Source organism: Nostoc sp. (genome assembly GCF_036918245.1).
Taxonomy (GTDB): domain Bacteria; phylum Cyanobacteriota; class Cyanobacteriia; order Cyanobacteriales; family Nostocaceae; genus Nostoc.
This window is the reverse complement of sequence record NZ_JBALEF010000074.1, coordinates 1-13,320: the sequence shown is the minus strand read 5'-3', so window position 1 is coordinate 13,320 and position 13,320 is coordinate 1. Positions and strand designations below refer to the sequence as shown.

8 protein-coding genes and 1 pseudogene are annotated in these 13,320 nt (G+C 40.7%); 2 read left to right on the top strand and 7 right to left on the bottom strand.

What is annotated here, in order from left to right; all coding sequences use genetic code 11:
* Positions 1–36: 36 nt before the first annotated feature.
* From V7L12_RS21475 to V7L12_RS21465, 3 genes are all read right to left on the bottom strand, one after another.
* Positions 37–333, bottom strand: a complete 297-nt coding sequence (locus V7L12_RS21475) for a DUF2288 domain-containing protein (protein WP_335087337.1) — start codon at positions 331–333, stop codon at positions 37–39.
* An 84-nt stretch (positions 334–417) separates the two neighbouring features.
* Positions 418–1,455 carry an AI-2E family transporter gene (locus tag V7L12_RS21470; protein WP_335087335.1) on the bottom strand — a complete coding sequence of 346 codons (1,038 nt, stop codon included), beginning with the start codon at positions 1,453–1,455 and terminating at the stop codon, positions 418–420.
* A gap of 224 nt (positions 1,456–1,679) precedes the next feature.
* Positions 1,680–2,318 carry a lysophospholipid acyltransferase family protein gene (locus tag V7L12_RS21465; protein ID WP_335087333.1) on the bottom strand — a complete coding sequence of 213 codons (639 nt, stop codon included), beginning with the start codon at positions 2,316–2,318 and terminating at the stop codon, positions 1,680–1,682.
* 134 nt (positions 2,319–2,452) lie between these two features.
* Between V7L12_RS21465 and V7L12_RS21460 the strand changes: the two genes are divergently transcribed.
* Positions 2,453–7,861: an ATP-binding sensor histidine kinase gene (locus V7L12_RS21460; protein WP_335087332.1), complete on the top strand. Its 5,409-nt coding sequence runs from the start codon at positions 2,453–2,455 to the stop codon at positions 7,859–7,861.
* A 5-nt stretch (positions 7,862–7,866) separates the two neighbouring features.
* Here the strand turns inward: V7L12_RS21460 and fabD are convergent, their stop codons facing one another.
* The 4 genes from fabD to V7L12_RS21440 all read right to left on the bottom strand — a co-directional run bounded on the left by fabD (position 7,867) and on the right by V7L12_RS21440 (position 12,946).
* The gene (fabD, locus tag V7L12_RS21455) at positions 7,867–8,748 is read right to left on the bottom strand and encodes an ACP S-malonyltransferase (protein ID WP_335087330.1); all 882 of its coding nucleotides are present in this window, start codon (positions 8,746–8,748) and stop codon (positions 7,867–7,869) included.
* A gap of 169 nt (positions 8,749–8,917) precedes the next feature.
* Complete coding sequence (locus V7L12_RS21450; protein ID WP_335087328.1) at positions 8,918–9,910, bottom strand: beta-ketoacyl-ACP synthase 3; 993 nt, start codon at positions 9,908–9,910, stop codon at positions 8,918–8,920.
* Positions 9,911–10,168: 258 nt separating this feature from the next.
* Positions 10,169–11,191 (bottom strand): phosphate acyltransferase PlsX, encoded by a 1,023-nt coding sequence (gene plsX, locus V7L12_RS21445; protein ID WP_334816648.1) that lies wholly within the window; start codon positions 11,189–11,191, stop codon positions 10,169–10,171.
* A 273-nt stretch (positions 11,192–11,464) separates the two neighbouring features.
* Complete coding sequence (locus V7L12_RS21440; RefSeq protein WP_335087326.1) at positions 11,465–12,946, bottom strand: leucyl aminopeptidase; 1,482 nt, start codon at positions 12,944–12,946, stop codon at positions 11,465–11,467.
* A 192-nt stretch (positions 12,947–13,138) separates the two neighbouring features.
* On the opposite strand from V7L12_RS21440, the pseudogene V7L12_RS21435 reads away from it, so the two are divergent.
* Positions 13,139–13,320: pseudogene (locus V7L12_RS21435) on the top strand (hypothetical protein); the annotation flags it as partial.

Here is a 13,320-nt window from a genome sequence, read left to right as displayed (position 1 = left end):
GATACTAACTGCCATCGAAAACAACACAGAAACGAATTAGGCAGCAACTATTTCTTGGGCTAGAACGTAAGGCTGAACGATGAGAGTATTAAATCGCTTACTGCGATGGCCATTCCATTCTCCCACCTGTACTGGTGTGGGTTTGGTAATCAATTGTTTATCAATCCACTGTTCCACTGATGGAATGTTATCACTGGCGATCGCTACTCCAACATCCACCAAGTCTAGCTCAAGCGCCACCAAAATTACTGCATCTCGTTGTACATGAGGAATTAACCATTCCCACTCTGCCTCATCCAAAATTTCTGTTAATTCCGCTCTTAAATCCGACATTATTTCCCAATGTTTATTTGTAAATGGCTATTTTTACATTATTCACTAGTTCCGAGTTCCTGACAAATGACCAATGACAAATGACTAAACTTCAGATTTCATTTCATCAATTTCAAATAAAGATACAATTACTCCAGCGATAGGAATAGATATAAAAACACCTAATAATCCTGCAACTCTAGCCCCTACTAGTAAAGCAAAAAACACCACTACAGGATTCAGATTTAGCGCACCTTGCATAATTCTGGGCGCAATTAAGTTATCTTGTATCTGCTGGAGGACGATACAAGCTATTAATACTTTCACTGCTAACCAAACACCTTGAGACAACACAAATAGAGTAACTGTGCTTACTCCTAATGTCGCACCTATGCCAGGAATGATATCAACAATTCCGACTATTATTGACAATATCAAAGCAAAAGGCACTTTTAATATTAAAAAAACCAGGAACGTCGAAATTGTTAAAAATGCGCTTAATAGCAACTGACCTCTAAAAAATCCTAAAAAAGACTTTCTGATTATATTTGTAAATCTATTACGGCGCTGTTTTGGTACTATTTTTAAAATAAAATTCCACAGTTTATCTCCATCTAATAGCATGAAAAAAGCTACAACGGCAATTAGGACAAAAGTTACAAAGTTCGTCATAAACCCTTGTAAAATAGCTAAACTAGTCACAAGAGTTGATACAGCTTGATTCCGCAATTGTTCTTCAATAAAACTTAAATCTATCTGTAAATTACGGTTACGCAAAAATCCTTCTAATCCCTCTAATAAAGGTACTAAAGAATTTACAAATGCAGTGATACTATTAATTAATTGTTGTCCTTGAGATAAAACCGTTAAGCTCACAGTAATTATCAGACCGCCTATAATCACAATACTGAGCAAGAAAACGACACCAACAGCCATACCGTGGGGCAAAAAACGCCGCAGCCCTTGTACAGGATAACTGAGTAAAAAAGCTAAAATTGCCGCAAATGTAAAAATAACAATGACCGATTCAAAATAAGCTAAAAGTTGTACAATTGCCCAGCCAGAAGCAACTAAAAGCAAAAAGCGAACTAATGCCAGATTATTTAATCGCTCCCAAAAATTCTTGGCTTCAAAGCCGCTCATAATAATTCGTAATACTCGCCAAAGGCGAGAAGCAAGCTACGTAATTCGTAATGAAGACCAAAAAAGGCTAATTGTGTAGGGTGAGATAGTTACCCACCCAACAAGATTGATAATTTATTTGTTGTAAATCCCTTAGCTAATTGCTAGAGTGAATTGATTTTAAGATTAGATCAACCTAATAGCGATCGCTACCTCCCTAAAGCATATATCTGAGCTTGTCTAACTCATCTTCCTAAATCATGCATCTCGTTTATTACTGTGGCACACTTTTGTGTCAAACCTTCCAATTCCTCTTTATTACTGGAACTAGGAGCATCAATCAAGTTACCAATTCTGACAGTTATGGGAACTGCGCTAGGTAGGGACGCTCCTTTTTGTAAAATCCCTTCACTACCCCAGACACTCACCGGCAATATTGGGGCTTTTGCTTTCGCCGCCAGCAGCAATGCGCCTCTTTTGGGGTCTGTAATTCGACCATCTGGGGTGCGAGTACCTTGCAAGAAAACACCGACAGCCCAACCTTTATCGAGATATTCTAGGGCAGAACGGATGGCATTGCGATCGGTATTTCCCCGACTCACTGGGTAAGCACCATACAATTTAATCGCTTGCGCCAAAATGGGAATATTAAATAACTCTTCCTTAGCCATGTATGCCACTGGACGACGTACACAATTAGAGACAATCGGCGGATCAAAGTAACTAGCGTGATTACTTACTACTAATAGAGGCCCTGATTGGGGGACATTTTCCGCACCATAAATCTGGCCCCGAAAGTAAGCGTGAAGCATGGGGCTGACGACTGACCATTTAAAGGCGTGGTAAAGTGCCAGACTGATCAACGGTTCGCGGTTTTTGTCCACAGAAGATAATACAAATCAAACTGAATTTAGCATAAGCGATCGCAACACCCAGATCAAACGCAAAAAAGCTATAGATATGAATTACTTCACCCATCTGGGAACACTAAATCTAGAAATCTTTATAATTTAGCAGTATGTTTATCACTACAGTCAGTATTCCTGGATACAAGATTAGCGAACAAATCTACAACGGTTCTCGAACCCTGGTTTATCGCGGTTATCGAGAAACTGATCAAAAACCTGTAGTGATTAAATTGCTGAAAAATCCTTATCCGAGTTTCAGCGAACTCTTATCGTTTCGTAATCAGTACACCATAGCTAAAAATCTCAACTCACCTCTAATCATCCAAACCTACAGCTTGGAACCGTATCAAAATGGCTATGCGTTGGTAATGGAAGATTTTGGCGGGATTTCTCTTAAAGATTATTTCACCTCTGAGCAGACGCGACATATCACTTTTCTACAAGAGTTTTTAGGAATTGCGATCGCACTGTGCAATACCTTAGATATACTCTACTGCGAAAGGATTATTCATAAAGATATCAAACCCGCCAATATTTTAATTAATCCAGAAACTCAACAGGTTAAGCTGATTGACTTTAGTATTGCATCTTTACTGCCACGGGAAACTCAAACGCTCATCAGTCCCAATGTGTTAGAAGGGACACTCGCTTATATTTCTCCAGAACAAACAGGAAGAATGAATCGCGGGATTGACTACCGAACTGATTTTTATTCTTTAGGTGTAACTTTCTACGAGTTGCTTACAGGTGAATTACCCTTTCAATCCAACGATCCGATGGAGTTGGTACATTGTCATATTGCAAAACTTCCACTATCCCTGCGGGAAGTCAAAAGTGAAGAGATTCCACAAGCGTTGTCTGATATTGTGATAAAATTGATGGCGAAAAATGCTGAAGAACGCTATCAGAGTGCATTAGGACTGAAATTTGATTTAGAAAAATGTTTACATCAGCTAAAAGAAACTGGCATAATTGATAACTTTGAAATTGCCCAAAGTGATATGTGCGATCGCTTTATTATTACCGACAAATTATATGGACGAGAAGCCGAAATAACCGCCCTCCTTGAAGCATTTGAAAGAGTTAGCAAAGGTGCAACTGAAATGATTCTGGTAGCTGGTTCTTCAGGCATTGGTAAAACTGCCGTTGTTAACGAAGTTCATAAACCGATTGTGCGCCAACGCGGTTATTTTATCAAAGGGAAATATGACCAATTTCAACGGAATGTTCCCTTGATCGCCTTTGTACAAGCATTCCGAAATTTAATGTGTCAATTGTTAACAGAAAGTGATGCTCAAATTCAGCAATGGAAAAGTAAAATTTTAGAAGCTTTAGGTGAAAATGGACAAGTAATTATTGAAGTAATTCCCGAATTAGAAAGAATTATTGGTAAACAAACGCCAGCCATAGAATTATCAGGAACCGCATCACAAAATAGATTTAATTTATTATTTCAAAAATTCACTCAAGTTTTTACTAGCGTTAAACATCCATTAGTAATATTTTTAGATGATTTGCAGTGGGTTGATTTGGCATCACTGAAATTAATGCAGTTATTAATAGCTGATACCAAATATCTTTTATTAATTGGTGCTTATCGAGATAATGAAGTCAACCCAGTACATCCATTGATATTGACTGTCAGTGAGATGCAAAAAACAGCAGCAACTATTAATACAATTACTTTAGCGCCATTAAGTCAAGGGGATGTGAATCAATTAATTGCTGCAACGCTTAAATGTTCAGAAGATTTAGCATTACCAATTTCACAGATAGTCTATCAAAAAACTTCTGGTAATCCATTTTTTGATACTCAATTTATTAAATCATTATACCAGGATGGGCTAATTAAATTTGACTTTACAGAGGGCTGCTGGCAATGTGATATCACACAAATTAATCAGCAAGCAGTCACAAATGATGTAGTTGAATTCATGGTATTGCAATTGAGAAAGCTATCACAACCAACTCAAGATGTTTTGAAATTAGCTGCTTGTATTGGAAATCAGTTTGATTTGAAAACATTGTCAGTTGTTTCAGAACAATCGCAAGTAGAAACTGCAACTAATTTGTGGAATGCATTGCATGAAGGTTTAATTTTACCTACTAGTGAAGTATATAAATTTTATCTTGGTGAGGAAAATCAAGCTATTGTTGAAGAAAGTTCTGAAATTGTTAACTATAAATTTTTACACGATCGCGTCCAAGAAGCTGCATACTCTCTTATCCCTGAAGAACAGAAAAAAGCTACCCATCTGCAAATAGGCAAACTATTACTTCAAAATACACCTGAAATCCAAAAAGAAGAAAAACTTTTTGAAATTGTTAATCAGTTAAATATTGCATTAATACTGATTATTGATCCGATTCAACGAGAAAAACTCGTTAAATTGAATTTAAAAGCAGGTAGGAAAGCACAATTGGCAACTGCTTATACATTAGCAGTTGAATATTTAACAATAGGTTTAGAACTTTTACCTCATGAGAGTTGGTATAGCCAGTACGAGCTAACACTATTACTCTATCAATCCATTACAGAAGTACTTTGTCTTAGTGGTAACTTTGAACGCATGGAAAGCTATGCAACTGTCGTTATACAACAAGCAAAAACCCTCCTCGAACAAATTCCTATCTACAATGTCAAAATTCAAGCTTACATGGCACAGGCACAGCACAAGAATGCTTTGCAAATTGCACTGACTGTTCTTCAATCAATAGGAGTGGAACTGCCTCAACAAGTCAATCAAACTGATATTGAGTGTGAACTGGAACAAACAAAACGTTTTTTGGCAGATAAACCAGCGATAGATTTACTAGAACTGCCAAAAATGACTGACGAGAATATTCTGGCAGCAATGCAAATTTTGTCGAGTATTATGTCAGCGGCCTATCAAGCAAATCCTGCATTGTTTCGAATAATTATCTTTAAACAAGTTCAACTGTCAATCCTCTATGGTAATGCTCCAGAATCTACCTATGCTTATGCTAGCTACGGACTTATACTCTGCGGTGTTCTAGGAGAAATTGATACAGGATATGAATTTGGGGAAATGGCATTAGTGTTGGTTGACCGTTTAAATGCTTTTAAGCTGAAGTCAAAAACTCTATTTGCAGTGAATTGTTTTATTCGACATTGGAAATCGCCTGTTAAAGACACTTTAAATCCTCTTTTGCAAGCCTATACGAGTGGTTTAGAAACTGGAGATATTGAATATGCTGTGATGTCTGCCTATGTTTTTGGCAGATATGCTTATTTGAGTGGTCATGGATTAGAGGAATTAGCGCAAGCTATGGGAAACTATGGCACAATTATGCATCAGTTTAAGCAAACCACCTATTTTAATTTCAATAGCATCTATTATCAATCAGTTTTGAATTTGTTGGGAATGTCAGATAAACCTTGTTTTTTAATTGGCGAAATTTATGATGAAGTCACAATGTTACCTCTGCATCAAGCTGCCAATCAAACTAGTATTATTTGTCAGCTTCATTTTTGTAAACTACTATTATGTTATCTCTTTGGCAACTATCAAGAAGCATTAAAAAATGCAGGTGTTGTAGAGAAATATTTAACCAGTGTGACTGGATTAGTGCTAATTCCAACCTTTTATTTTTATGAATCTTTGACTAATTTAGCCTTATATAAAGACTGCTCAATAACTGAGCAAAAATTAATTATTGAGCGAGTAATGGAAGCTCATAAGAAGCTAAAAAAATGGGCAGAGAGTGCGCCACAGAATTATGCACACAAATATAACTTGGTAGAAGCTGAAAGCTTTCGGATATTAGGACAAAAAACTGAAGCAATAGAATTATACGATCGCGCCATTTCTCTTGCTCAAGAAAACGGCTACATCCAAGAAGAAGGACTGAGCAACGAACTCGCAGCCAAATTCTACCTCGACTGGGGTAAAGAAAAAGTCGCCCAAGCATATATGCAAGAAGCATACTACTGCTATGCTCGCTGGGGAGCAAAAGCCAAAACTGATGACTTAGAAAAACGCTATCCTAAACTGCTCCAACCCATTCTGCAACACCAACGAATCAACTTCAACCCCTTAGAAACTATTGCCTTGCATGGAACTTCCTCATCACCTCACACTTCGACTGTGGGCAGTACTGGTATTTCCAATGTTCTGGATTTTACCTCTGTCCTCAAAGCCGCTCAAGCTATCTCCAGTTCTCTGGAAATAGATCAACTCATTACCAGTCTGACTCGGATTATCTTAGAAAACTCTGGCGCGAAAAAATCTGTACTAATTCTTCCTCAAGAAGATACTTGGCAAGTTAGGGCAATTACCTTTATTAATCATGGATTAAATTCTCATATTGACATACAAACCATTATTAATTCACAAGCACTCGATACTTGTCAAGATATTCCCACAACAATTATCAATTACGTCAAAAATACCCAACAAACAGTTGTGATTGATAACTTGCAAACAGATATTCCTGGTGTAATTGGAGAATATATGTACCGAATAAAACCCCAGAGTGTATTATGTACACCGATTATTAATCAAGGACATTTAGTAGGGATTATTTACTTAGAAAATAAACTGATTCCAGGAGTGTTTACCAGCGATCGCCTCAGCGTTATTAATCTCCTTTCTTCTCAAGCGGCAATATCTCTAGAAAATGCTCAACTTTATCAACAAGCCGGGCAAGCATTAGAAGACTTACAACAAGCCCAATTACAAGTTGTCCAAAGTGAGAAAATGTCTGCATTGGGTAATTTAGTTGCTGGGGTAGCTCATGAAATGAATAATCCTTTGGGCTTTATTTCTGCTAGCCTTCAACAGGCTAAACCCAGCCTTGCAGATATTGTTGAACACTTAAAACTCTATCAAGAAAGTTTCCCCAATCCAGGTGATGAAATTATCGACCATGCCCAACAAATTGACTTGAATTATAGCTTAGAAGACTTACCCAAGATTATTGATTCAATGGTGATGGCGTGCGATCGCCTGAAAAATATCAGCACTAGTCTCCGCACTTTTTCCCGTGCTGATAAGGATTACAAAGTACCGTTTAATATCCATGAAGGTATCGATAGTACGATTTTAATTCTCAAACATCGCCTGAAAGCTAATGAACAACGTCCAGCAATTGAGGTAATAACTGAGTATAGTAATTTACCTAAAATCCATTGTTTTCCTGGACAATTGAATCAGGTATTTATGAATATTTTGGCAAATGCTATTGATGCGTTAGAAGAATCGAATATGGGGCGAAGCTTTGAAGAAATAAAGACCAATCTCAACCAAATTATAATTAAAACCTCAGTAGAAAACGAAGGTGTAAAAATTGCTATTGCTGATAATGCAAATGGGATGACTTCTGAGGTCAAACAGAAGATTTTTGATCATTTATTTACTACGAAAGGCGTGGGTAAAGGCACGGGATTAGGATTAGCGATCGCTCGTCAAATCGTCGAAGAAACCCACAACGGTAAATTGAGTTTTAACTCTGTTCTGGGTAAGGGTACAGAATTTGTAATTGAAATTAATTTATAAAGGAATTAAACAGGTAAATCAGTAGCCCTCTGGATATTTTGTAAAATTAAATCAGGGCTATTACGTTTAATCAAGCCAGTTAATACTTTACCAGGACCAATTTCCATTACTCGCTCGATACCGTTAGCTGGTAATTGCAGACAAATTTCTCGCCATCTTACAGAACCAGTCATTTGTTTATTCAGGCGTTGCTTTAAAATCTCGGCATCAATAGAGGGAATTGGTTCTACATTAGACAGCACTGGCACAATCGCGGGTTGGAATTCCACAGATTCTAAAATGTCTTGGAATTCCGCTGCTACTGGTGCTATTAAATGTGAATGAAATGCTCCAGAAACTTTTAGGGGAACTGCACGCTTTGCTTTAACTTGAGTCATCACCGCTTGTACAGCCTCAGTCGTACCTGAAATTACCACCTGAGCCGAACTATTATCATTTGCTATTACCACATCAGGCGTTTGGGAAATGACTTTTTCTAACTGTTCGCGGTCAAAGTTCATCAAAGCTGCCATCATACCATTAACGGAACTATCCATAAGTTCTGCACGACGCTTCACCAGATATAAACCAGCCGACCACTCAAAGACACCCGCTATATAAAGAGCAGTATATTCTCCCAAACTGTGACCAGCAACTAAATCTGGCTGGTGTCCTCGCTCTCGAAGCAGGTCAGCAAGAATGCTTTCGACCACATAAAGACTTGGCTGAGTATACAGCGTCTGTGATAACTTCTCTTCTTGAGTTTGACAAATTTCAGTTACAGACCAGCCCAAAATATCCTCAGCTTTGGCAAGCTTGTCTTTAGCAGACGGTATATCTAATAATTCCATTCCCATCCCCAGCGTTTGGGAACCTTGTCCGGGAAACACCCATGCAGTTTTTGTCATTTGTCAATAGTCAATAGTCAGTGGTCATTGGTCATTTGTCACTTGTACTGAGCGTAGTCGAAGTATTGGTCATTAGTGAATAACAAAGGACAAATGACTAATGACATAGACGCGCCAGCGGCTACTCTTCGAGTTCTCCAACGGAGTACCCGCAGGGTAGGACAATATATTATCTTCCCCATTGAAAGATTGCCGCGCCCCAGGTAAGACCGGCACCAAAGCCGGATGTAGCAACGATGTCATTGGGTTTAATTTTACCTTGTCGTACTGCTTCATCTAAAGCTAAGGGGATGGAAGCAGCTGAGGTATTGCCATAGTGGGCGAGATTACTGATAACTTTATGTTCTGGGATATTCAGGCGTTGAGCAACGGCATCGATAATCCGCTGATTGGCTTGATGCAATATCAGCCAATCTATCTGGTCAACGCTGATGTTGGCTTGAAACAAGGCTTTATCAATTATTTCTGGCACTTTTTGGACAGCAAAGCGGTAGACTTCTTTGCCGTTCATCGTAATCGGTTGGTAAGTGCCTTTGGTGATATTTATATCAGTCAGCAGTTCTTGGGAAGTACCTGCATAAGCAAGGTTGAGGTAATGGTTTTGAGTACCATCACTTTTAAGTGCAAATCCTAATAAGCGATCGCTTTTGGCAGCTTGTAATACAACTGCCCCGGCACCATCACCAAATAATATACAAGTCCGCCGATCTTCCCAATCTACCCAGCGAGAGAGGATATCTGCTCCTATCAACAGTACGTTTCTATAGACACCGGTTCTAATGTATTGGGCTGCTGTAACCAAACCAAACACAAAGCCGGAGCAGGCAGCGGTCAAGTCAAAGGCTACTGCGTTGGTGGCTCCCAATTGCGCCTGTACATGACAAGCACTACCAAACAAATCATCAGGGGTGGAAGTCGCCAGCAGAATCAGGTCTAGGTCTTCTGCTTTAATTCCTGAAGCGGCGATCGCCTGACTGCTGGCGGCAGTAGCGAGTACACTCAAGGACTCAGATGGCAGAGCTAATCGACGTTGACGAATTCCCGTTCTTGTAGCGATCCACTCATCTGATGTTTCAACTAGTTCACTCAATGTCTGGTTGTGTAGGGAAGTTGCTGGTACTGCCGAGCCGCTTCCAATAATTGCTACGCCTAAGTTTTGCACTCCTAATCTCCCAAGCTATCAGCTTTTTGTCCTTTGTGAGCCAGTGCGGTCTTAGGGGTTTCCCCCATGAGCAACTGGCGAACCCGCAGGGTCTTTTGTCCTTTGTCCCTTGTCAGTTGTCAGTTGTCCTTTGTCCCTTGTCAGTTGTCCTTTACAAATGACCAATACTTCGACTACGCTCAGTACAAGTGACTAATGACCAATGACTAATGACCAATACTTCGACTACGCTCAGTACAAGTGACTAATGACCAATGACTAACCGCTCTCGCGCTCTAGGATATATTGGGACTGAATTCGTTGTATCACCTGATTGTCAACAGCTTCTTTTGCCATGCGAATTGCATTAAAAATTGAAGGTGCTTGGGAGCTACCGTGACCGATAAAACAGACTCCTGCCACGCCTAGCAGTAAAGCACCACCATGTTCTGCGTGATCCATTCGCTGCTTAATCCGCTTCAAGTTGGGTTTTAAGAGTGCTGAACCGATTTGACCGTGCAATCCTTGGGGTAATTCTTCCCGCAGAATTTGTAGAATCACTTCTCCGACGGCTTCGGCAAATTTTAACAATACATTGCCTACAAAGCCATCGCAGACAATCACATCAAAGCGACCGGAAAGCACATCACGCCCTTCAGCATTGCCAATAAAATTAATTTGGGAATTTTCGCGTAGCAGTTGGTGGGCGCGGACGGCTGCATCATTTCCCTTAGAGTCTTCTTCACCGATATTCAGCAAACCCACCTTCGGTTCAGCTGTACCCAAGACATACTGACTGTAAGCCGATCCCATAACGCCAAACTGCTCTAAAAACTTGGGGCGACAATCTACATTTGCGCCAACATCAAGTACTAGCACTGGCTTACCAGCAATAATTGTCGGAAAAACTGTCCCGATGGCTGGGCGATCAATTCCTGGCAATCTTCCTAAGCGGAGCAAAGCTGATGCCATAGCGGCTCCAGAGTGACCCGCAGAAAATACGGCATCTGCCTTTTGCTGCTTGACTAAATCCATCGCCACATTTATAGAAGCCTTGCGTTTGCGTCTAACTGCATTTAAAGGCTCCTCATCCATAGCGATCGCTTCTTCAGCATTCACGATCTCTACCTGCCCTAAATTTGTTTTTGATGGCAAGGCAGCTTCTATTTGTTGGGGATCGCCAACCAAAAATATATCTACACCCAATTCTTCTCTTGCTCGCAATGCGCCAGCAACGATTTCACCGGGTGCATGATCCCCTCCCATTGCGTCAATTGCGATCCGTACACGAGTCGATCCCATTGCTCACAGCTTCTAGAAACCTTACAAATTTTACCAGATGGCTTTGTCGAAAAAGCTTAATTTTCTGACCGCCAAATTAATTCTGTTACTATTGCAACAATTTTTGCTGGCAAGCTCAAGATAGCACGAATTGTTCTGGAGTAGGGAGTAGGGCATTGAGCATTGGGGAGCCACTGCGGTCTTGGGGTCTCCCCAAGTGGAGCAGGTGGCGTCATTGGGCATTAATTATTCTCTCCTGCTCCTCTGCTCCTCTGCTCCCTTGTCCCCTACTCCTTATTCCTCGCTTTCCAGCACCCAATCAACTAACGTCCGAACGCCGTAACCAGTTGCCCCTGCCCCGTTGTAGCCATTTTCTTTATCTGTCCACACTGGGCCAGCAATATCTATGTGCGCCCAAGGGGTTTGTTTAACGAATTCCTTGAGGAAAAGGGCAGCAGTAATTGCACCACCCGGACGCGGGCCTGTATTTTTCATGTCCGCAATACCAGACTTTAACCCTTCAAAATATTTTTCTTCCATTGGCATCCGCCAAATCTTTTCCCCTGAAGTTTGGGCAGCTTTTTCAATCTGGGAGGCTACAGCATCATCGGGAGTGTACAAACCAGCAATATCGTCACCCAAGGCAATGATGTTGGCACCAGTCAGTGTGGCTAAATCAACGATCGCATTTAACCCCAATTTGTCGGCATATACCAAGGCATCTGCTAAGGTTAAACGTCCTTCAGCGTCGGTGTTGTTCACTTCGATTGTTTTGCCGTTTGATGCTGTGAGAATATCTCCAGGGTGCATGGCGTGACCGCTAATCATGTTTTCAGCTACTGCCGAGATAAAGTGAACCTCAACATCTGGCTTAATTTGAGCAATTGCTTTTGCTGCGCCTAAAGTAGCAGCTGCACCGCCCATATCCATTTTCATGGTTTCGATCCCACTACCAGCACCTTTAATGTTGAGTCCTCCAGAATCGAAGGTTACACCTTTACCAATAATTGCTAGTTTCTTTTTGGGTGTACCTTCTGGCTTGTAAGTCAGGTGAATGAATTTAGGTGGCAACTCGGAACCTTGCGATACTCCCAAAAAAGCGCCCATACCCAGCTTTTCACAGTCTTCTTTTTCCAGAATTTCTACTTGTAAACCGTACTCCTTCGCGATCGCTTGAGCAGTTTCTGCCATAGTAATTGGTGTTACCGCGTTGGCTGGCGCTGCCACTAACTGCCGTGCCAAATTTACCCCGGAAACGATTTGATTGGCGCGGGTGATGGCAGCTTCTTGTCCACCGAAACCTAGTAAATCTACGGTTTCGATTTGTGATCCTTTCTCTTCTGGTTCTGATTTAAAGCGAATATCTTGGTAAAGCGCTAATTCCACACCTTCTGCGATCGCTTGGGCACTCGCGGCGGGATCGTTGTTCCACAATGGAAAGCTAAATCCGAGAATTTTGCTTTTTTGCTTTTTTCCTACCCTGGCTACAGCCGCAGCAGCACGGCGCAGAGTATCTAGTTTTAGTGCCTCTGGTTTTCCTAAACCTACCAAAATCAATTTCCGCACTGGGCTACCAGCATTCACACGGGTAAAAATAGTGCTATTGGCTTTACCTTTAAATTCTTCTTCAGTAATCAGTTCTTTTAAGACCCCAGAAAACTTTTGATCTAAAGTTGCCAGTTCTCCAGTTAACTCTATTGCATCTTCAAATAATCCAATTGCCAAACTATCGCCTGCCCACTCTAGTAAAGGCTTATCACTAGGTTGAATTTTCATTTTGGGATTTTGTGTAAATATTCCTTCTTGTACCAGTATTGCTCAAAATTCTGGTTTCATGGTAAGGGGAGCCGGGATTGGGCATAGGGAATTGGGGATTGGGCATGGGGCATTGGGCATTGGGCATGGGGGAGCAGGGGTCAGTAAGTATAAGTTAACGAATTAGTATAAATAGCACTCGTTAACGAGTCTTTGATCCTCGTCAATCCACCTCAGAACTCCGTTAACGAGTCTTTAATCCTCGTCAATCCACCTCAGAACTCCGTTAACGAGTCTTTGATCCTCGTCAATCCACCTCAGAACTCCGTTAACGAGTCTTTGATCCTCGTCAATCCACCTCAGAACTCCGTTAACGAGTCTTTGATCCTCGTCAA